Genomic DNA, 22314 nt, shown 5'->3' with positions numbered 1-22314 from the left:
TATTGTTTGAAAATTATAAACATTTACATAATTAACTTTTAAATGTTTAGTTTTATGGAAATTAACAAAAATTCAGGCACGATAATTAGCCTTGAAAAGGCAGTTGAGCTGACGTATTCTTATCAAGAACAAAACAGTGAAAAACCGAATAGTTATTTTGTTGGACTTGATAAGTTAGATGAGTTATTAGAGCAAAAAGGATGCGTAGGATTACGTGTTTATCCTGGTCTAAATGTGAAAACAAATCAAAGTAATGTTGTTTTAGTTGGAGTTGATGAAAGTGGAGAAGATTTAACTAGTGGAATCATGCTTGATGAACTAGTGACTTGTCCGCATTTATGTCCAAAGAAAAGTCAATTAGTTAGAAAAATAGAGTGATATACAGTCTGATATTATATATAGCCTTATTTGCGGGAGTAATTCCAATGCTGCTTTTTCTTGTTATGAGAAAGGATATTGTATGTAATAAATCCATTATACCAATTATAGCATTAATTGCATTTTCGTCTGTGTATGAATATGTTGTAATTATTCAACTCCAAATGAAAGTGACACATTGGTATCAGATACACTCTTTATTCGAATTCTTGGCTGTATTTTATCTATTTAAGAATCTAATTACACAAAGACCTAAGTGGTTTTTTACAATTAGCTTAGGTCTTTTTCTAGTAGTTTACATTTTATCATTTATCTATTTAAACAATGAAATGATTCTTGTGTCGAAGAGCCTTAATAAATCTTATATGACTTTATTTGTTATCAGTTGTAGCTTTCTTTGGGTAAAGCAAGTGTTTGATCAAAAGCTAATCTTACGATTATATCAAGAAAGTACTTTTTTTATTGTTATAGGACTTTTCTTCTATTATAGCACAACAATTTCTTTGTTTGTATTGTCTAATTATTTGTATAAGAGCGAATTGTTTTTTTATGATTATTGGCTTGTTAATGTTATTGCCAGTTTAATATTAAGAATTTTATTATCTATAGGCGTATGGAAAATGAATTAAAAATACTTTTTTGGCTGGGAACTTTTATTATGATCTCACTTTGTATGATGGTGGTAATATTAGTTATTGTCTATCAGAAGAATCTAAATAAATACCGCAATGAACAACTTGCCGAGCAGCTCCGTACTAATTTACTAGTAGAGCATAAAGAAAGAGCGAGAATTGCAAAAGAATTACATGATGGACTTTGTGGTGATTTAGCCACTTTGAAAAACTTTGTTAGTGTTCTGAAGTTGATAAAAGATAAGGATTTAGTTGCTACAACGATTATAGATATTCAAGAAAGTGTTTCTCAATGTTATGACGAGGTATTGAGAATTAGTTATAATTTATCTCCACCGCTAATTAAGGATAATCCAATCAACTTAATTCTAAGTAGTTATTTAATTAGAATATCCAGAGTTACATCTATAGATATAACTTTTACTTCAGATCATCAGACTTTTAATCTTAGTGAGCTTGAACGATTAGAAATCTATCGAATCGTACAAGAATTGATTCAGAATATTATAAAACACAGTCAGGCTACTTATGCAGAAGTCTCTTTACAATGGCATGAACAGTACATGATATTATCAATTAAAGATAACGGTATAAAATACGATTTTAATGCTGATTTAAAAAGACAAGATGTAGGTTTAGGACTAAGTAATATTAAGACAAGAATACAACAAATAAAGGCTGAGTTTATTAATCAATCCAATGATTCCAATAATATTATTCAATTAAAAGTTAAGAGGAAAGATGGCAATTAAAATAGGTGTTATAGATGATCATAAGCTTTTTAGAAAGAGCTTTTCTTTTCTTCTTTCTCAGATAGAGGGTGTTGAAGTAGTTTTTCAATGTGCCAATGGTATTGAGTTGTTTGAATCATTGAAAGCTAAGAAGGTGGATATTTTATTCTTAGATATTCAGATGCCTGTTATGGATGGTTTCCAAATTGCACATCGATTAAATGAAAAATATCCTGATTTAAGAGTTCTTATACTTAGTAGTTTTAATGATTCCTACAGTATTGAAAGGATGCTTAGGTACAATATTTCGGGGTATTTAACTAAGAATATTGAGATTGCTCAGTTAGAAAAAGCGATACATTCTGTTTTTAACGGAGGTGTATATTATGATAAACAAATCAGAGAACTAGTAAAACATTTACAGACTCAACAGCAGACCAAAGATGTTACTATCACAGATAAAGAAGTAGAGATTATTAGACTATTTGCTAATCAATACAATGGTCGAGAGATTGCAAAAAAGTTAAACGTTAGTATTCGTACTATTGAGAAACACAAGGAAATACTCATGCAAAAGACAGGTGCAAGTAATTTCATTGGTGTAATCATCTTTGCCATCACTAGACACTATATTACTGAGGATGATTTGTTTTAGTAGTGTATCTACTATCAATACGTAAAAACACGTATTTTTTAAGTGTTTACCATGTGGTAGTTTGGCCTTGTTTAATATTATTAACCAATCAAAACTATTTTTATGAAAACACTTAAAAATGTTACAGGAGAGAATTTAGTTGTAGGCTCATTCTCAGAAGAATTAGCTAGCAACAAATTATCGTTTCAAGATTTTCAACAAAGACTTGCGACTTTAGATTTCAATGATGCAGAAGCATTACAGAAAGAAACTGCTAGATGTAGTAATAGATGTAATGGCAATGATGTAGATGTTGAGTTAAAAACGATTCAAACATTAGAGCCAATGAATCCAAAAGTTGGAGATGTGGCACAATCATTTAGGTTGCAATTTAGAATTGAAAACTAGTTGTTAATTATTCCTCCAAGGATAGTATTATGATAGTAGTTCTTTGGAGGAATTTTTTGTTTTTTAAAGATGGTATATATAGTAGCCAAGTGTATTAGTTTTCAGATTTTAGAGAAAGAAGTTATTGTAGAAAATAAGATAACTCTTAAAAGATGCGCTTTAAATTTTGAATCATATTCAATGATTAGTGCTTTAAAAAAAATAGGTTTTACTTATGAAGATTTTTGTAATCTAAATAGTAGCACAATAGAAGAGAAGCAATCTTTTTGGAGTTTTTTACTTAACAATCAGATAATTATTTCGAAGGACAACTATAAAACAGAACCATTAATGCGCCTTTATAACCAAAATTATTTTGGACTTCAAGCTCAAGAATATATAGAAGTAAGGAATAAAATATGTTTGATGGGTATTCCTTATGCTATGGGAAACATCAATTCATTAAGTATAGAAAAAGCACCTTCATATCTAAGGGCAATTTCATCTCGATTTAATCTGTCTCATTTAAATACAAATCTGCTGGGACAATTATTAGGAATGGATAAACAGCTTTTAGAATCTAATAAAGAAGCTTTGATTGATAATACAACAGATATTGGGGATTTGTTTTATTATTTGACAGAATCACCAAGTAATTATTTCAATAAAATAGATAGGTTGATTAGCCAGTTGGTAAAGAATCAGAATATTCCTTTTTCAATAGGAGGAGATCATTCAATAAGTTATCCGATAATAAAGGCAGTAAGTGAAAATCATGATATAGGAGTAATTCATTTTGATGCACATTCGGATACTTATTTCAGTGAAATTGACGAGTTCTATGGAGATATTACGGTAAATCATCATGGTAATTTTTTAACTAAGGTATTAGAACTTGACAGAATAAAACAGGTAATTACACTTGGTCCCAGGGGTTTGAAAGGTTGTCAACTAACAGGAGAATTAAATAAGAAACATATGTTTTTTAGTTCATTTGAGATTCAACAAAATAATGATTGGCTAAGTGCTATTAATCCTGATTTATCATATTATCTAACTTTTGATGTTGATGTATTTGATCCTAGTTTATTAGCGGGTGTTTCAGATCCAATTAGTAATGGCCTTTCTTTTAATAAGGTTATATCTATGCTTGATATCTTATTTAAAAAACTAAACATAGCAGGTATAGACCTTGTCGAAGTTGATCCACAAAGAGACCAAACAGGTGTAACAGGAGACATAGTGTTACAACTAATACTGCATCTCTTAACCAGAGCAGTAAATAACAAATACAAGAATTAAGATGGACAAGAATATATCAGAATTTAAGCTGCCTTATAGTTATTACGAGTGGGTTATAGGTGCACGTTCATACTTTATGGAAACTGATTTTAAGAGCAATCCAACATTAATGCAATACTTCTATCAGATAGATCAGAATTTAAACAAAATCTCTTTTACTGTAGAAAGTCATGAGAACTTTGCAAGAGAGGTTAAGTATTTTCAAAGTTGGGCAAGTTTTGATCAAAAATATGTAGAGCTATTAGATACAATTGATGTAGTATATGATAAAAATAGTAAAGAGCTGTTAGATAATAAACAGTCAACAATCTATTGTACTTATCATGTCGGTTCTTATCGAATACTTAATATGTATTTACTTTCAAAACAAATACCTTTTGTCTTAATTACAGATAAGCAATATATTGAAAAACAGGGTGATGAAACCTATCAGGATATAGAAAAACTAAATAACCAAATAAATAAAGGAACATTTAATTTTGATTTTCAAATTATAAATGCGGAGAATAGGAATTCAATTTTACAGATTAGAGACTATATAAAAAGAGGATATTCTTTAGTTTTTTATATCGATGGAAATTCTGGTGTACCACTTCGCGATAATAAGAATTTAGAAGAGGTTGTATTTTTAGATAGGATTATACTGGCAAGAAAAGGAATAGCCTATATTTCATCTCGTTTTGAATTGCCAATTATTCCAGTTGTTGCTCCAAGAGAAGACTGGGGAAAAATAAAGCTGATATTTAAAGCTCCAATTTTACAAGTAGATCAAGATTCTACATCTTACATAAAACAGACAACTAAAAAACTGTTTTTGATCTTGGAGCATTATATCAAGAAATCTCCTTCGCAGTGGGAAGGATGGCTATATTTAGAAAAGTTTTTACCTCAAGAAAAAATAGAAAACAAAGATTTAAAACCAAAAGAGAATTCTTTGTCATTTAATTTTCAGCGTTATCATATTTTAAAATTCAATACGGTTAATGTTCTATTTGATAAATTAACCTTAGCAAGTATTGAAATGTCAAAAGAGCTCTTCACATTATTAACCTATATCCAAAACAACCAAGTGAAAGTCATGGATAGCTATTGTATTGATAATATTACGTATCAACAAAAAGCAATCGATGACCTATTAGAAAACCAAATTATACTAAAGTAAACCAATTATGAAATTTAAAATCTATATGAGAAGTCTTTTTTTACTTTTTTTCTCATCAATTACAGGATGCACAAAGGCTAATGAAACACAAGAGTGGCCTACAACGTTAAAAATGAAAGATATTGGTGTTGTACAAACCCATTTTGATTTTTCATTTAATAAACAAGAGAATACTTTTTTTGCTGAGAGCCCAAAAGGAAGTGATAAACTTATTTTAGGGGGGATGAAAGCAGGTGTGGCTCGTCTGTTTAATAAAAAGTTAGAGGGAGGAAGTTTAATAAAGATTCAAAAGGGAGAGATTAAGGGGGACTCTTTGAAAGGAGTTATGACCACAATGTTTGGTAATTTCTATTTTAGAGCTATTAAAACAAATGATAGGATAGAGGGAAAATTACTCAATGGAAAAAAAGAAACAGTTGGTTTATTTAATTCAGATTTGAATCTAAAGATTAAAAAGAAAGATTATAAAACAATTTGGAATGATATAGAAAAAATAACTCAAGATAAGATATATAATAGATCTGTTTTAGATTCCAAGAAATGGCAGTCCTTCAAAAAACAGATGGATAATTCTTGTGAGAAGTTCAGAGATGATTTAGAATTTTTAATGGGGTTTTATTATTTCAGCAATGATTTAGGTTTTTCGCACTACAGTGCTTTTATTGCGTGGGAAGATTGGGATAAATATATAAAATATCAAACTACAGATTTTCCACATAAGTTCTTAGATAGTGATACGTATTACGTAAAAATAAGCTCTTTTTCGGGCACTTCAGAAGATATGAATAAGGTTTTAGATCAAGTAGCTCAAAAACAGTTTAAAAACCTTGTAATTGACTTAAGAGATAATTCCGGAGGAAGTATTGAGGCAGGAATGACTTTCGCAGAACGACTTGTGAAACAGGATATAGTAGGAGGGGTGTTTCTTACAAGAAAATACTACAATACAAAAAACAGTTTACCAACAAAGCAAGAACTGAATCAATATGATGTTTTTAGCAAAGCAAATTATGAGTTACTCTTAAAGGGAATTTCAGAAAAAGAAGGTATTGTTTTAAAGGTTGAAGCTAAAAATACAATACCTTATCAAAAGCTTTATTTTTTGGTAAATCAAAAAACAGCAAGTACTTGTGAGCCTATTCTACAAGGCTTTAAAGAAAATAAAATGGCTATAATCATTGGCGAGAAATCAGCTGGTAAAATGCTAAATGCAGAGGAATTTAAAATCAGAGATGGTTATACACTTTTTTTACCCACTGCAATGTATGTTACAAGTCAAGGAAAAGTACTTGATCAAATAGGTGTTGAACCTAATATTTTGGTTAAAGAAGAGCTTTCAGAAGATATCATACTAAAGTATATTAAAAATTAGGTAAAAACACGTATTGTTTTGGTATTTAGCTATTTGTAGGTTTGGGTATCCCAAAATGCCAATACTATGAAAGCCAAATACACTCTTATTATACAATATTTCTTTGTATTACTTTTTGTCTATGCAGCCATAAGTAAACTCATTACATTTGAAGCATTTCAAGTTCAACTTACTCAGTCCCCACTATTAAGCGCTTATGCTAATATAATAGCCTATTTGGTTATTATTGTTGAACTTGTTATTGCTTTACTCTTAGCATTAAAACAAACGAAGACTTTAGGATTGTATCTCAGTTATGGCTTAATGGTAGCTTTTACTATTTATATCTACTTGATATTAAACTACAGTGATTTTATTCCTTGTTCTTGTGGAGGTATACTTGAAAAGATGGGATGGAGTGAACATTTTTGGTTTAATATTATCGTATGTGTTGTGGGATTACTGGCCATCTATTTTCAGGAAGGGAAAAACAAAAAAAGATTCATCCTATCTTCTGTATTGCTAACTGTATTAAGCACAGGTATTGTTGTTCTACTTTTTATTTCTTCAGAATACATCATCAAAAAAGAAAATCCTTTTGTAAGAAGATATTTGCCTCATGGAGTAATAGAGGATCAAACTCTTGATTTACAGGTTAACTCTTTCTACTTTTCAGGATACTATAACGATACTCTATATCTGGGGAATCATACATCACCACTTCGTTACATTTCTATTGATCAAAATCTTCAAAGACAAGATTTTCAGATACAGATTGATTCTTTGCATTTGCCTTATTCTCAACTAAAATTCAAAACACATTATCCTAATTTCTATTTAGCTGATGGAACTCTGGCTATGGTGTTTAATGGTAGAGTGGATAATTCAAAAGAACAAAAAGTAACAAAAGTATGGAGTTACAAACAAGCTTATTTTTCGGACTTTATTCCAATAGATTCAACTACTATTGTCTTTAAGGGACAAAGTAGTAAGAACTTCCAAAATGTACTTGGAGTAATTGATCAAAAAAGTACTACGAAAGTAAAACTCAATTCTGATCTACTACAAAGTGATTCAGATGGAGTGTTTGATACAGATGGAATACTCACTTATAGCAAAGAAAAACAGCAACTAATCTATACTTACTACTATAAAAATCAGTTTATTCAAACTGATAATCATCTTACTTTATTAAGCAGACAAAACACTATAGATACAACTAAAACCCAAGGTATCAATTCAGCTAAATTATCAACAGGAGAAAATAAAATGACTTCTCCTATAAAAGCTATTAATTCAAAGGTGATAGCTCATCGCAATCTCTTGTTTATAGTATCAAACTCAATGGGGCAAAACGAGTCTCAAAAGATGTGGAAACAAGCCAGTATTGTAGATGTCTATGACTTTACAAGTAGCAGTTATATAGGAAGCTTTTACATCAACCACCTAGGGGAAGATAAGTTATCTGATTTAATTGTTACAGACCATTATCTCTATGGTCTATTTGACAAGAACCTTGTTCGTTACAAAATGGCCATATCACTAACAAGCAAGTTTCAGTAAGGTTTAGCTCAACCTTAAAAAAAGCTAACTAACTAAATAAAAACATTAAAGTCATGAGAAAATTTTTAAAATCAGCAGGTTTGCCAATCGGAGTATTCGCGCTTGCTATCGGTAGTGCATTTGCTACAAATGCTTTTAAGAATCTAAACCCAAATGATAGAGTAGGGTATTATTTTGATGCACAAGCACCTATTCAATGTATGCCTAAAGTGGACTGTACAATTGAAAATACTGGTGAGATATGTACTTGGTCTGAGACTCCATTGTTACAGCACCAGGTTTACGAACTTAATGGAACTTCTGAATGTAGTGGAATACTATACAAGAAAACAAATTAATCATAGAAGTGGACGCCCTCTTTAGGGCGTCTTTTTATAATCCTTCATTTATCCAATCACAATCTTTATTGTCTTTTAAAAAATAATCAAACCAGTTAATGATTCTGAAAGTAAGATCCTTTGATGAGTCTTTATTTGCAATTGCATGTCCATCATTTTTATAAAATAAAGCAATTTGCTTTTTGTTATATCGTTTTAAAGCAGTGTAGAAATGTCTTGTGTTTTCCCAATGTACATTATGATCTTTAAGTCCTGTAAATAATAACACTGGCGTTTGAACGTTTTGAGCGTATAAAATTGGATTGTTTTTGATGTATAGGGAAGGGTTGTCTTGTAATGATATATTGAATCCATATTGACCATTTTCATATTTGTAGTAAGACGGCTTAGGAAAGTTATAATTATAAGAATAGTAATCCCATACTATATCGCTGATTGCTACACCACTAATGGCTGTAGAAAAAATATTTGTTTGAGTAATTATATAATTGACCAAATACCCACCATAAGAATTTCCAATAATACCTATTTTGTCTTTGGCAATACTTTTCTCTTTGTTAAGGACTATACGAATAGCGTTTTCTACACAATTAAGAGCAGAGACTCCTGGACCTTGTTGATTAATTTTTGTGTCAGGAAGGAAAACAAAATATCCTAACGAAGTTAATAAAGGAATATTAAACCCAGTACTTTCATTTATTGAAGGAACATAAAATGTATTTTGTTTAAAAAATTGACTTTCATAAACATTAACTACCATAGGATATGATTTTTTAGAATCATAGTTTTTCGGATAGTATAGAATACCTTTTAGATCATTACCTAATTCATCTTTGAATTCAATTATTTTTTGCTTACGCCAATTGTAAAGTTTTTTTGGCATTGGATTTTCGAAGATTGTACTTGTTTTTTTGTTTTTGATAAGCTTTATTTTTGGAGGACTATTAAAGTTTTCTTCAGAGAAGGTTATAGTATTTAGCGTATCATTCCATATTATTTGAGTTATTTTCCTTGTAGTGGAGTATAAAGTTGAGGTTTTATCACCCTGTATCAGAATCAAGCTATTAGTATTATCCTTTAAGTTTATTGTTTTAAAGAGCATTCCTTTTTTAGAATCTATGTAATAAGGTATTAACCCGTCTCCTTGATTTATTGCTATGGAGTTGCTATGTTTATTTAGTAATTGAATAGTAGTAGCATCTTTTGTTTTGAGTAGTTGTTTTATTGAGAAATCTTTTAAATCTAATTGTAATATTTCCTTATTAGAAATTAGATAAGCAGTTAGAGAATCAGTGTTCCAAATAATTTCAATAGCTGTTTTAAAAACACCTATTTCTTTTGTTAGGTGAAAATAACTATCATAGATATAAAGTTTATTCTCTTTAGTATAAGATAGATACCTTCCATCTAAACTGAAAGATAGATATTTGTTGAAAAAGGGAAGAGAGTCTACTATTGGTTTGATTGATTGTGTTGATATATCATATATTGAAAGTTCAATGTTAGGAACATAAGTAGTATAATCTTTATATTTTATATCATCATATATTAAAATGGAGTTTGGATTTCTTGTGTATAATGTCTTTAAGCTATTTGGAATATCAATAGGCGTAACTTGCTTGCGAGTCCTATTAAATAGATAACCTTTTTGTATTGTTTTACTGTTTTTTGTTCTTTCTGTTTTGTTTTCTAAGGTCTTACTATTTCCATTCCAAATATCAAGGTAATCATCAAACTGTTTATGAGTATTGTTATCAAGAACTTGATTCACTACAATGATAAGATTACCATTGTTTAAGAAGATAGGGTGTACTAAGGTATTTTGCTTAAGTTTATAATCTAAAGGTATTTTAATCTCAGTTGATTTTGAAAGAATATAATCAATAAGTACCAAGTGTGCATTTTCAAGGCTTAGAATAATGTCTTTGTTATCACCCCAGAAAAGTATCCACCCGACCAAGCCCATATTTCATAAGCTAACGTAAGGTAGTAAGTTTGCTTGAAATAATAAAGAGATGAGCAAACAAGAAATAATGTACTCTCATGTAGAGGATTGGAAAACAAGTGGATTAACGCAATCAAGATACTGTGAAAGTGTCGGAATTAAATTAGCAACCTTTAGTTATTGGGTGGTTAAGTATAAGGCAAAGTCAGAGTCAACGCAATTAGACAATAATTTTATAACTGTAACAAAAGGTCAAGTCATCAATACTCAGGAATATGAGATAGTATATCCCAATGGTGTAAAGTTACGTCTACAAACGGATAATCTTAGTGAACTATATTCATTAGTAAACTTAGTGTAATGTTTAGTTTGAGTAGTTCTAATCAATTTCATTTGTATAGACAAGCTTGTGATATGCGCAAGAGTTTTGATAGCCTTTGTGGACTTGTCCAAAATGAACTTCATCAAGTAGCTCATAACGGGAGTGTCTATATATTTATCAATAGACGCTGTAATCAAATGAAGCTCTTGCATTGGGAAGCAGGAGGCTTTGTACTATACCACAAACGCTTAGAACAAGGAACTTTTGCTTTTCCCACGCATAGTAAAGCTCAAATAAGTTGGAGTGATTTAGTACTGATGATAGAGGGAATCCAGGTTATCAAAAGTAACCAAAAAAGGCGTTTTTCATTGAAGTAAAACAGGTTAAAACCTTGTATATTTAAGGCTTTTGACGTATTTTTACTTCATGGAAATAGACTTAGAAAACTTATCGAAAGAACAACTTTTGGCGCTTATAAAAAAGCAGTCCAAGACTATTTCCAAACAAGACAAAGTAAATACTAAGTTAGAGCAAAAGACATCTAAGCTAGAACAAGAAAAGCAAGAACTCCAACGCTTAGTAGATCTTTTACGACGCATGCAATTTGGACAAAAACGCGAGCGTTTCGAAGACCCTAATCAAACACAGTTACCTTTAGAGGTTCAGCAAGCAGTCTTAGAAGAACAAGAAGAAGTAATCAAACAAGAGATCACTTATTCTCGTCAGAAGAAAAAACATCCAGGAAGAGCTAAACTACCTGATCATTTACCAGTAGAAGAAATAGAAATCTACCCAGAGGGAGATTTATCTGATAAGATTTGCATTGGTAAAGAAACTACAGATGTGTTAGATTATGTTCCAGGTTACTTTAAAATCAAACGGTACATCCGATATAAATACGCCACGAAAGATAAAGACAACACTCAAATTAGTATTGCATTGCTTCCAGAGCGAATTATAGATAAAGGAATACCTTCAGAAGGATTATTATCTACAATACTTGTTGACAAGTATGTAGATCACCTTCCACTATATCGCCAGAAGCAACGCTTTTCAAGAGAAAATATCGATATAGCTTCTTCTACTATAGATGGCTGGGCAACTCAAAGCATGGATGCTTTAAAACCACTATATGAAAAGCTTCTGCTGGACATCAAAAATGAAGGATATCTTCAAGTTGATGAAACCACCATCAAAGTCTTAGATGAGAAAAAGAAAGATAAATCTCATCTTGGGTATTATTGGGTGTATCACGCACCTATATCCAAACTCGTAATGTTCAATTACAGTCCCACACGTAGTGGTAGCGCTGCACTACCTGTATTAGAAAACTTCAAAGGATATCTGCAAACCGATGGTTATAGCGGATACAAAGCCTATGGAGCTAAGTCAGATGTAACGCATCTTGGTTGTTGGGCACATGCTCGTCGTGAGTTTGAAAGAGCTCTTGACAACAAAATCGCAAAAGCACAGCATGTACTTATAGAAATACAGAAACTATATGCTGTGGAAAAAAAGGCGAAGGAACAAAACTTAACACCTGATCAAATCAAAGAGCTTCGTCTAAAAGAGAGTTTACCTATCATCAATGAACTTGGTAAGTATATGTTTGTTCAAATGAAACTTACACTTCCTAAAAGTCAAATAGGCAAGGCCTTTGCTTACTCTCAAACTAGATGGGATAATCTTAGTGCGTACTTATATGATGGAAATCTACAGATTGACAATAATCTTGTAGAAAACGCTATTAGACCTGTAGCGCTTGGTCGTAAAAATTACTTGTTCGCAGGATCACACGATGCAGCGCAAAGAGCAGCGATGGCTTATACCTTTTTTGCTAACTGCAAAAAACACGATGTTAATCCATATCAATGGCTTAAATATGTTCTAGAAAATATTCAATCTATCAATCATAAGAATATTACAGATTTATATCCTCATAACTATAAAAAGGCAATCTCTGACGCTGTAGAATAATTTTTATACCTCACAAGATGTACTTGCTAGGGTGGATACGTTGCTCGGGTGCATACAAACTTACTATCTTACATCATCTTATGAAATATGTGGTTGCTCGGGTGCATACTTTCTAAACGTAACTTCACTCCATTAGGATACACGATTTCATATTCTTTACCTTCTGTTTTTGATGTTTTACTTATTGCTATAAAGTTACTTGAATATTCCACTGAAAGTGAACAGCCTATTCCGGTGTGAAAGTGAACAGTGTATTCCAGTGTGAAAGTGGACAGTTCTTCGCCTTGTTTTTTAGTAGTATAAATATAGCTAAAAAGAGTTATTATTTTTTGATTATTTTTCTGAGAGATTCTCCTTCTAATTCAAAGCGAATAGCAGAGTGAATTATTCTATCTAAAAACGCATCTGCAATTGTTTTTTCTGAAAATAAATCATGCCATGCTTTTACAGGTAATTGTGAGCAAAAGATAGTTGTCTTATGATGATTACGATCCTCAATAATATCCATTAGTATAAGTTGCTTATCACCAGTAATGGGTTGTAATCCAAAATCATCTAAAATAAGTACATCAGTGGCGCTTAATTTTAGCAATTCTTTTAAATAACTACCATCAGCTTTAGTCATAGCCAAACGATGTAATAATTTACCTAAATTGTAGTATTTTACTTTATAACCAGCTACACAGCTTTGGAAGCCTAGTGCAGTAGCTAAGTAGCTTTTCCCTGTTCCAGTACAACCAGTAATAATGATATTTTGATTTCGATCAATAAAACTACAATCAGATAATCTTATAAAAGTGTTTTTATCTAAGTTTCTCTCAGCAGTAAACTTTACCTCTTGTAAACTAGCTTGATAGTGGAATCTAGCATTTTTTATAAGCCGCTGAGTCTTATCATTATTTCTTTGGTTATCTTCTGCCTCAACTAACCAGGCTATAAACTCGTCATTGGTAAAAGAGTCTATAGCTTTAGTTTCTAAGGATGATTCATAGGCTCTTTTCATACCATTAAGCCTAAGTTTTTGCATTTTTTCAATTGTTGCATTAACATTCATAAACATAAAGATTTAGTTAAAATAATTATTCCCTCTGATATTCTCATGTTGGGGTATAGCTTGTAAGTTTTGTTCTAATTCCTGTTGATCTAATCCGTTTTTTAAAATATTTTCAATAGCCTTATAGCTTATATGTTCATAAGCTAACGCTCGTTTACAAGCTAAGTTTAGTCTAGAATTCCCTACTTTACTAGCAAAGGACAAAACAGCTATACATGATTTAAAGCTCTGTTCTACAAAGGTTTGTTTGTGCAGTATTTTCCCAATAAAAGCTTTTGTTTCAGGGCCTATTTTATTGGCCCAACTAATAAAATACTCTTCACTCCAACCTGCATTATATTGACTTTTTGGCGGTAAATGCTCCTTTAAGGTTGAGTATCCACTAGTTCTCCTATTACGAGGATGAACAGCAATGCGTTGATAGTTATGATAGATTTCAACAATATTTTGATCTACAATAAGAGTTACTTTCTTTCCTAAGTACTGATATGGAACACTGTAGTGGTGTTTATCCTCTCTAAAATCAACGTGATAGTTTTTTAATACAGTAGCTGTTTTATAAGTTTTAATTGGATATAAATCGATTGGTAAAGCTTTAAGAGCTTGTTTTTCAAAATCCAAGAACATCTCTGTTCGGCTGCTTTGTTTCTTCTGAAAAGGATAGTCATTGTAAGGCTTTAAAAGTTTTTTAATAGCTGTGTTTAGCTGATTTATACTGAAAAATATCTGACCATGTAGTTTGGTGTAGATTCGGCTATAGGTAATATTAACTGCCATTTCCACTGGAGATTTATCCTTAGGTTTTCTGACCCTAGCAGGCATTATAGTGGTATCATAATGCATGGCAAATTTTAATAGTTGCTGATTTAATTCTGGTTCAATACGGTGTGGTTTAATTACTGCTGACTTTAGGTTATCTGGTACAATACAATTAGGTACACCACCAAAATAGTGTAATGCATTTTCAATACTTTTTATAAAATCAGGGGCTTTTTGACTTGCACAAGCCTCTACATAAGTATATTGACTAGCGCCTAGAGTGGCTACAAAAACTTCTACTTTACTAATATTTCCTGTTTGTGGGCATACAATTTCTAATTTTTTGCCAGCATAGTCAATGAATAGCTTTTCACCTGCTTTATGTTCAATAGGTACATAACCTTTTCCTTGAGCACACCAATTACTATAAGCCTCACAAAACCTACTATATTGGACCCCTTCAGGGTATTTCTCTTTGTATTGCTCCCATAGTATTAATCTTGTAAAACCTACTTGTGGTAACATTCTATCTACATAGGGAAAATACTCTAGTAGATCTGTAGTAACCTTATCGTTTTTGATTTCTGTCAGCAGATTAGGAGTATGGAATAAATCTGCTAAATCTTTTTCACTTAATTTGTCTAATTCACCAAAACTAAGCCCTGATTTACAAATATTATCTACATATTTAATCAATGTAGTTCTTGAAATTCCTAAACTAGATGCGATTCTAGAATTAGAAATTTCTTTGATTTTCATCTTAATGATACTTTTTATCATGGTCGTTGAGATAGGTTTATTAGCCATAACTTTGTGATTTTTAATCACAATTTACACTAAAAAACTAAGCTCAGAACTGTTCAGTTTGCACCGGAATCATCTGTTCAGTTTGCACCGGAAATACCTGTTCAGTTTGCACCGGAATTACCTGTTCAGTTTAGACCGGAATTACCTGTTCAGTTTAGGCCGGAATTACCTGTTCAGTTTGCACCGGAATTACCTGTTCAGTTTAAACTGGAATTACCTGTTCAGTTTAAACCGGAATTACCTGTTCAGTTTAGACCGGAATACCCATTACTTGAGCCTTCTTGCTCTGTTTCACCCTTAAACTTTACTACCCAATAACTAAATGTCGCTAGCTTAATTCCAACACTTTCACAATACTTTGATTGTGTTAATCCACTTGTTTTCCAATCCTCTACATGAGAGTACATAATTTCTTGTTTGCTCATCTCTTTATTATTTGAGGCAAACTTACTATCTTACATCATCTTATGAAATATGTGGTTGCTCGGGTGCATACACTACAAACTCATTACAAGAATTTAAAGCTGAGCTTTTAGATCATGGAATAAACGTTGTTTTATTCCAAAACAAAGACAATCGTATCTATGGCGTAACTTTTATCGATCACAATTCAAAAAGTGTTTATAAAGGCTCTGATTTAGGTAAAGAGTTATCAGCTAATATATTGAATCAAAAATGGAGTAGTACAGAAGATTATCCTCGTTCAATTTTAATACCTTCTCAACAGGCTAATACCAATGAATCAGACGAGTTACATCCAATGTTTGAGCACTTATATTCTGATACTTCCAATTTTAATAATGATGAGTTTTTATCATTGTTTAATCTTTTAAACAATAACCAAGAGATAGATTATGAGGAGTTAAGTTTTGAGAAAAGGATCAAAAGAAGAAAAAAAAGATCTTTCTGATACAGTGCACCTAATTAGACATTCATATTATGAGCACTTTTAAAACAAATAACTATTTAAGTCAAATAGAAAAGCCTACAAAAATAATTAATTTGCAGGCTTTTGTTATGTTTTGAATTCTTTATAAGGTAATAATTCTATTTATATTGTGGAGAAAGAGGGTTAGCCTCTTTTACTTCGTATGCTTTATATATAGGGATGTTCACTTTTTTCAATTGTAGCGAGCACCTTATTCCGAAAGTTTTGGACTATGATTGGAATCATTTGATTCTATATCAAATATACAAAAATTATAAATATTCTATTAGTATAATCCTATTATATAGTTTTATACTGTTTCTAAAATTTTATAAGTATCTAAAATCAATTCTGATTTAGAATTATCATTATTTTGTAATAATGCTTTTTCTTCTGTACCATTTCCTATACAAATCATATAAGCATTATCCTTAAAGATATTTTTTTTATATTGTTCAATCCGTGAATCAATATTCTTATCATCTGCTATTGAAAGAATTGTTTGCGTATCTTTTGGAAAATTTGAATTAATAAAATTTAAAATCTTTTCTTTATTTCCCCCTTCAATATCCTCTTTAAATATACTATCTAAAATAAATGGTAATCTATGAATTTCTTGAGTTTTAGTTAAAAGTTCATTGAAAGCAAAATGATAACTTAATAAAGCTAAATGTAGTTGAACTCCTTGAAAAGGAAAACTAGAAATATCATATACTTTATTAAATCTATCTTCTTCTAACAATGGAACACCTAAACTAGTATTGTTTCTATTATATATTAATTTAAATGAACGATTCTTCTTATCTCTCTCCTTGTAAATATCCTCTTCAGTCTTAAATTCTTTTAAATTCTCTTTTACTTCTTCAATATCTAATTTTAATTTACCTATCTGATTAATTAAATTATTATATAATTGAATATTAGCTTTATTATTAATCAAGTTTTCTATTGAAACATTGCTTTCAGTGTAATGGGAAAAAATTTGATACTCTTTATTAATCTCCTTTTGTATTTGCTCTATTTGCTTATTTAAAGAGTTAATTCTAGACTGTGATTTTTTTATTTTTTCTTTTAATTCGCTCTGCAAAGAAACAGTATCATTTTCTTCTTGATAAAAGTCATAAATACTATTAATATCTACAGGTAATAATTGAGTACACGTCGGACAAGCATCTTCTCCGGGGACTTGTCTATCATGATTTCTTTTAACTTTAGAAACAACAGATAATCTTTGACTATAAAAAGTTAATTTATTAGATTCATTCACATAGTCTTTTTCTAAAGTAGTTAATGAATCTTTATGTGAAGATAGAGTTATCATTAATTCATTTGCCTTACCTAACAATGAATCATTTATAATTTGTGATATTTCTAGTTCTTCATTTTCTCTTTCAACATCAGAAAAGAATTTTATTTGTTGTTGCAAACTTCTTAATTCATTTTCCAACCTTCTCTTTTCTTCTCTATCTATTACATTTTCAATACCTAAATAATAATCTAAAAAATCTTCTTTAAAATTTTTATAGAAATGTAAGTTGCTAAAAGATTTACGTAAGTAAACCCACCCTACATCTTGTGAAATATAATATGGTAAAAATAGGGTCTCTATTGGAGCCTCAGTAATTCCACTGTTAGATTCTAAAAGAAGCCTGAAATTAAATAGGTGATTAAAATATTTTTTTAATTTAATATGCTCGGCAGATTGATCACTTCCAATTCCATTGAAACGAATTATTTTAGATTCATTATTTTTTATAAAAAGAGTATCATCTTGTCTTACAAAAGTAAATTTATGTGTTTTATGATCTTTAGTTATTATACAATCTAATCTAATAAATATTTCTTCTCGTAAAATTTCAGAAAGTTTAATTTTATTATCGTTTATTCCAAAAGCAAAAAGAATGAGTTGAATTAAAGTACTTTTCCCTGCTGTATTTTTTCCATATACTACATTTATCTTATTACCGAAATAAGTATGAAAAAATTTATTATTTTTTTCGCTATAAATTAATATCTCTTTTATATCTAATTTAACATTCATAATGTATTATTTATTTCTACAAAAGCAGCTGATATTACAGCTTTTAATTGCAAATCTCTAAAAGTTGTTGTGGTTTGTTTATTAAATTCTTCGATAAATTCCATGATGCAATCTTTTTCATCAAAATGCTTGCCCATTATTGTTTTATTAGATAGTACAAAATCATATATTTTTTTATGCTCACTTTCTTTTAAGTCTTTGAAATTATCAAAACTATTTAAATAATGAAGTTTAAAATTAGTTCTATCTAGAAAACTTATTTTTAAGTGTTTACAAATATCTGCTTCTTTTTCTCTCCAAAAATCATAAGCCAACTTTTTTGTTGTGAGTATATTAAAAATTTGATTAATTTCAGCTGATTCTATTCTTTTTGTAACATCGCCTAGAAGTGCGATTCCGCCTTGATTAAATTTTGAATCAATGGTATCTAAATATTTTAATAAAGTATCTATACTTGCTTTGTGGTCCTGTATTGTTTCTCCAAATACAACTTTAGATTTCCCATATAAATGTTCAATTTGACTTTTAGGTGTTCTGGCTAAATCAACAAATTGTAACGTGAGAGTTTCTAAATTTACTTTATCTAAATCACTGAAAGTAATATTAGTATTACCTTCTAAGATTTTGTTTTTTATATTAGAATCTAAATCTGAATATTTAACACTTATATTCGTTTCGTTAATTACTTCTTTATAAGTTTTTCCACTTATTTTGTTGCTTTTCAATTCAATCGTATTGTTAGTAGCAAAATAATTTGTTTGGAAAAAAGTTGATGATTTAGGAAGTGGATCTTCTAAAATTGTTTGACTCACTTCTGCTATTTTCTTTAATATTTCTAATATCTTATTTAAAGACCATTTGTTTGTAGATTTTTTGGCTTGAAATGTTTCTATTTCAGTTAATAAATTCTTTTCATCTAAATAACCAAAAATAATGTCCTCTAAATGTTCTAAAATAATAAAGTATTTTCTTTCTTTGATTGAATGATAGTTCTCTAATAATAGATACAATGTACAATGCTTTTGGAATCCCATTCCAACATTATTCTCTACACCTGAATTAATTGCTGTATTATTTTTTTTTGCCATTCTATTATACGTTTCTTTGATATTATCAGAAGAGAACCCTTCTTAATATAATCAAACATAATAAACTTTTCTTTTAATAAGTTTCAAAATATGCGAAATGGTTGTTTTTTTATCAACTTTGCTGATTTTTAAGTAATCCTAGATTTCATTCATGCTGAATATAGAAACTTTCGATTAAATCTAATATCAAATCTGAGGGTTGTTCACCTCGTTCCTGCATAATTAACATCTCCTTTAATTGATCTTTAGTAATAAACAATATAACCTTCTGCTCTTGAGAATAAACTGAATTTCTTTGTAAATGTGCCGATTCATTAGGTATTTTACTACAAATCATAATTGCTAAACGTCCCATAGGAGTACTCATATAGTTTCTTGTTTGATTTACTTCATCCTTACCTATATCTGTTTTATCATAGTTTTTAAACTCAAAAAGAATCATCCTAGCTCCTAGTTCTAAAAAAAGGTGATACCAATTTTTACAGTTAAGGTTGTTTGTTGCAACTATATTTCTATTAGGTAGAATTGCATCACGTCTATTTATTCCTGAATGAGTTCTTGCTTGACGTTGTATGGTACTTAATGGTGGTATAAATAGGAATTCTAAAATTTCACAACACAAATCTTCAAACTGACTCCATCCAGTATTTCCTAGAGGACAAGAATCTAATCTTTGAATAAAATTATTGACTTGATTCATTTTGAAAATATTTATTAAACAATTTTGTTTTTTTAACAATTAGTTTCTTTAGTAATATACCATCTATAACATTAATTTCAATTGGATATGTCTGTTTTAAATTTTCAATATAATCCTCAATTACTGAATTAAATTGACTGTTAGTTATTAAAAGAATTTTAGCATTTTTGTTATTATTTCTTTCGTACATATTAACTATTTGATTAATAGATTTTATATCAAATCTTGAGTGTGAGTAAAACTTAACCTCTATTAACCAAGTTTCCTTGTTTTTTTGTCCAAAAGGATTTGTAGAAAAATAATTAGCTTGAAAGTCAAAACCTCTATCTATAAGTTCTTGTTCTCGTATAATACTTTTAAATTGATAATTAACTAGAAGATCATATATTAAATTTTCAAATTTTAATGGAGTATAATTATCGAATGTTATTTCAGGAATTCCATTAATACGTTTTAATATTTTATCGAATTCTTTGTCGGAATTTTTTACTATATCAAAAACTTCATACTCTAAGAATATATTAGGTATATCTATATCACATTTTTCTATTTTTGTAAATAATAAGCTGATTTTTCGTTGTTTAATTGAATGAAAAAAATCTAAGTAACTTTCTTGATTGCTAATAAATGAATCAAAAAAATTTTGTGTCAAAAGGATTAATATAAAATCCCCAGTTTGAATTGAATATTTCATATTTTCAAACTGATTATGTAGAGATATATTAACAACTTGTAAATTTTTATCCAATAATTTATATTTAACTAAATTTACTTTCTGCTGATCTTCATTTACATATGAAAGAAATACTTTGTTTCGAGGATGTTTCATTTTTTATACTAAAATATATTATTTGTCAAATTCTTTTAGATATTTTATGATATCCGAATTTAGTTTGTTCTTTGTTGTCATTCTAATAAAAGTATCAGGTTGTCTAAGCAGCAAAAATTCAATCATAAACCAATAGTTATTCAAATGAATTGGTTTTAAATCATTCATTAAATCACAAGGACAAGAGTGATTAGTCTTAAAAACCTTATTATAAACTTCTTTATAGTATTCCAAGCTAACATTGTTTTCATCTTCCATTTCTGGCACAGAGATATTTGTTTTTATTTTTTCATCAATAAAAATAGCAATTTGCTTATTCATTGAATAAGCAATCATAATTTCTGTTATAGTTCCAAACTGTTCATTATCTTCTAAATAAGCAATGAGGATATCTGATTGAGCTATCATCCTAAAATCTGACTGGACAGTTTCAGATAGATAAATTCCAGTATGATCGCACCCAGCAAATTCTGGGTGATAAAAACCAAATTTACTGCCTAATATAGAAGAGCCAATTTCTAGGTTATTTCTCCATTCTGTTATTTCCCCTCTAATTGCATTTGAAGGCATTTTTCCTGCTGTATAAATTTGTAATTGAGTATTGTTTTTAATTGAATAAATCACTTCATTTCTAGAAATGTTTTCAAAATAATATTTATACAAACTTGGCTCTCTTCTTAGCTGATTTTCCAACCAATCAATATCATTTATTAATATTTTAAAGGAATAATCTTTTCTAACTCCATCAATCCAATCTACTAAATTAGATTTTAATGTATTACTTAAAATTAATAAATAGTAATCCACCTTATGCATTCTAACTTTATTTAACTCTGATGACAAATCATCTATAGTTAAATTAGATTTAACTAGTCTTTTACATTGAATTATCCAATTCTGTATTTCATTTGAACCAAAAAACAACTGAGTTTGCTTTTGAGCAATAATATCTCTTCCTCTATCTCCACTACCTCCCATTCTTCTAATATTGTAAAAACCTTCATTTCTTATAATTTCAGTGCATAATTGTTCAAATCTCTCTGGTGAAATTTTATTCCAGTCTATATTCATTAGTAAGAACTTTAACTTTATTAATAATAATTATATTTACTTTTTTTAAAAAAAATAAATCAAACATATTAAAACTTTCTCTAATTCTAATACGGAAATCCGTAAACCACACAATATTTTGAGTCTACCTACTATTTCCACAAAAAAACTAGCGACTTCGGAGTAGTTTTCTAGCCCTCTGCAAGAGCAAGTTGTTTTGATGGCTCGAACCTTATTTCGAGTGCCTCAAAACATAACTTGCTGTTACTTTTCGGTAACTAAATCTATCAATTTTACAAAGTAAAACTTATAGTGATTTCATATTAGTAAATCACC

22 protein-coding genes are annotated in these 22314 nt (G+C 29.7%); 13 read left to right on the top strand and 9 right to left on the bottom strand.

The features are described from left to right. The first annotated feature begins 54 nt into the window (after positions 1–54). The 9 genes from NWE55_RS01995 (at position 55) to NWE55_RS01955 (ending at position 8478) form a co-directional block, all read left to right on the top strand. Positions 55–378: a hypothetical protein gene (locus tag NWE55_RS01995; RefSeq protein WP_258204528.1), complete on the top strand. Its 324-nt coding sequence runs from the start codon at positions 55–57 to the stop codon at positions 376–378. 613 nt (positions 379–991) lie between these two features. Then, positions 992–1762: a sensor histidine kinase gene (locus tag NWE55_RS01990; protein WP_258204527.1), complete on the top strand. Its 771-nt coding sequence runs from the start codon at positions 992–994 to the stop codon at positions 1760–1762. Next, a complete protein-coding gene (locus tag NWE55_RS01985) occupies positions 1752–2396 on the top strand; it encodes a response regulator transcription factor (protein WP_258204526.1) in 645 nt (214 codons plus the stop codon). Before NWE55_RS01990 ends, NWE55_RS01985 begins: the two co-directional genes overlap by 11 nt. 102 nt (positions 2397–2498) lie before the next feature. After that, positions 2499–2783 carry a hypothetical protein gene (locus NWE55_RS01980; protein ID WP_258204525.1) on the top strand — a complete coding sequence of 95 codons (285 nt, stop codon included), beginning with the start codon at positions 2499–2501 and terminating at the stop codon, positions 2781–2783. A gap of 69 nt (positions 2784–2852) precedes the next feature. Continuing rightward, the gene (locus NWE55_RS01975; RefSeq protein ID WP_258204524.1) at positions 2853–4064 is read left to right on the top strand and encodes an arginase family protein; all 1212 of its coding nucleotides are present in this window, start codon (positions 2853–2855) and stop codon (positions 4062–4064) included. A 1-nt stretch (position 4065) separates the two neighbouring features. Next, positions 4066–5226 (top strand): LpxL/LpxP family acyltransferase, encoded by a 1161-nt coding sequence (locus NWE55_RS01970; RefSeq protein WP_258204523.1) that lies wholly within the window; start codon positions 4066–4068, stop codon positions 5224–5226. Between the two features lie 7 nt (positions 5227–5233). Then, positions 5234–6598 carry a S41 family peptidase gene (locus NWE55_RS01965; protein ID WP_258204522.1) on the top strand — a complete coding sequence of 455 codons (1365 nt, stop codon included), beginning with the start codon at positions 5234–5236 and terminating at the stop codon, positions 6596–6598. 66 nt (positions 6599–6664) lie between these two features. Beyond that, positions 6665–8140 carry a DoxX family protein gene (locus NWE55_RS01960; protein ID WP_258204521.1) on the top strand — a complete coding sequence of 492 codons (1476 nt, stop codon included), beginning with the start codon at positions 6665–6667 and terminating at the stop codon, positions 8138–8140. Positions 8141–8193: 53 nt separating this feature from the next. Further along, complete coding sequence (locus tag NWE55_RS01955) at positions 8194–8478, top strand: DUF6520 family protein (RefSeq protein ID WP_258204520.1); 285 nt, start codon at positions 8194–8196, stop codon at positions 8476–8478. Between the two features lie 34 nt (positions 8479–8512). Here the strand turns inward: NWE55_RS01955 and NWE55_RS01950 are convergent, their stop codons facing one another. After that, positions 8513–10444 carry an alpha/beta hydrolase family protein gene (locus NWE55_RS01950; protein WP_258204519.1) on the bottom strand — a complete coding sequence of 644 codons (1932 nt, stop codon included), beginning with the start codon at positions 10442–10444 and terminating at the stop codon, positions 8513–8515. 49 nt (positions 10445–10493) lie between these two features. Between NWE55_RS01950 and tnpA (NWE55_RS01945) the strand changes: the two genes are divergently transcribed. The 3 genes from tnpA (NWE55_RS01945) to tnpC are packed head-to-tail and all read left to right on the top strand — an operon-like array spanning position 10494 to position 12722. After that, a complete protein-coding gene (gene tnpA, locus NWE55_RS01945) occupies positions 10494–10784 on the top strand; it encodes an IS66 family insertion sequence element accessory protein TnpA (RefSeq protein ID WP_058699130.1) in 291 nt (96 codons plus the stop codon). Next, on the top strand, positions 10784–11122 hold the full coding sequence (gene tnpB, locus NWE55_RS01940; protein WP_258204226.1) for an IS66 family insertion sequence element accessory protein TnpB: 339 nt from the start codon (positions 10784–10786) through the stop codon (positions 11120–11122). The genes tnpA (NWE55_RS01945) and tnpB overlap by 1 nt, the downstream gene beginning before the upstream one ends. A gap of 49 nt (positions 11123–11171) precedes the next feature. Beyond that, positions 11172–12722 carry an IS66 family transposase gene (gene tnpC / locus NWE55_RS01935; RefSeq protein ID WP_258204227.1) on the top strand — a complete coding sequence of 517 codons (1551 nt, stop codon included), beginning with the start codon at positions 11172–11174 and terminating at the stop codon, positions 12720–12722. A gap of 322 nt (positions 12723–13044) precedes the next feature. Here tnpC and istB read toward each other — a convergent pair whose 3' ends face one another. From istB to tnpA (NWE55_RS01920), 3 genes are all read right to left on the bottom strand, one after another. Beyond that, complete coding sequence (gene istB, locus NWE55_RS01930; protein ID WP_016649259.1) at positions 13045–13776, bottom strand: IS21-like element helper ATPase IstB; 732 nt, start codon at positions 13774–13776, stop codon at positions 13045–13047. A 12-nt stretch (positions 13777–13788) separates the two neighbouring features. Then, a complete protein-coding gene (istA, locus tag NWE55_RS01925) occupies positions 13789–15342 on the bottom strand; it encodes an IS21 family transposase (protein WP_038988475.1) in 1554 nt (517 codons plus the stop codon). Positions 15343–15587: 245 nt separating this feature from the next. Then, on the bottom strand, positions 15588–15767 hold the full coding sequence (tnpA, locus tag NWE55_RS01920; RefSeq protein WP_258204518.1) for an IS66 family insertion sequence element accessory protein TnpA: 180 nt from the start codon (positions 15765–15767) through the stop codon (positions 15588–15590). Between the two features lie 11 nt (positions 15768–15778). On the opposite strand from tnpA (NWE55_RS01920), the gene NWE55_RS01915 reads away from it, so the two are divergent. Further along, positions 15779–16252, top strand: coding sequence for a hypothetical protein (locus tag NWE55_RS01915; RefSeq protein WP_258204517.1), 474 nt, complete (start codon positions 15779–15781; stop codon positions 16250–16252). 328 nt (positions 16253–16580) lie between these two features. On the opposite strand, the gene NWE55_RS01910 is transcribed toward NWE55_RS01915, so the two are convergent. The 5 genes from NWE55_RS01910 to NWE55_RS01890 all read right to left on the bottom strand — a co-directional run bounded on the left by NWE55_RS01910 (position 16581) and on the right by NWE55_RS01890 (position 21999). Continuing rightward, positions 16581–18311, bottom strand: a complete 1731-nt coding sequence (locus tag NWE55_RS01910; RefSeq protein ID WP_258204516.1) for a hypothetical protein — start codon at positions 18309–18311, stop codon at positions 16581–16583. After that, the gene (locus NWE55_RS01905; RefSeq protein ID WP_258204515.1) at positions 18308–19399 is read right to left on the bottom strand and encodes a hypothetical protein; all 1092 of its coding nucleotides are present in this window, start codon (positions 19397–19399) and stop codon (positions 18308–18310) included. The genes NWE55_RS01910 and NWE55_RS01905 overlap by 4 nt, the downstream gene beginning before the upstream one ends. A gap of 145 nt (positions 19400–19544) precedes the next feature. Next, complete coding sequence (locus tag NWE55_RS01900; protein ID WP_258204514.1) at positions 19545–20099, bottom strand: hypothetical protein; 555 nt, start codon at positions 20097–20099, stop codon at positions 19545–19547. Beyond that, positions 20083–20928 carry a restriction endonuclease gene (locus NWE55_RS01895; RefSeq protein WP_258204513.1) on the bottom strand — a complete coding sequence of 282 codons (846 nt, stop codon included), beginning with the start codon at positions 20926–20928 and terminating at the stop codon, positions 20083–20085. Before NWE55_RS01895 ends, NWE55_RS01900 begins: the two co-directional genes overlap by 17 nt. A gap of 18 nt (positions 20929–20946) precedes the next feature. Then, positions 20947–21999 (bottom strand): restriction endonuclease, encoded by a 1053-nt coding sequence (locus tag NWE55_RS01890; protein ID WP_258204512.1) that lies wholly within the window; start codon positions 21997–21999, stop codon positions 20947–20949. Positions 22000–22314: the final 315 nt, after the last annotated feature.

The sequence above is a fragment of the Myroides albus genome (genome assembly GCF_024722315.1).
Lineage (GTDB): Bacteria > Bacteroidota > Bacteroidia > Flavobacteriales > Flavobacteriaceae > Flavobacterium > Flavobacterium album_A.
This window is presented reverse-complemented; position numbering and strand designations above follow the sequence as displayed.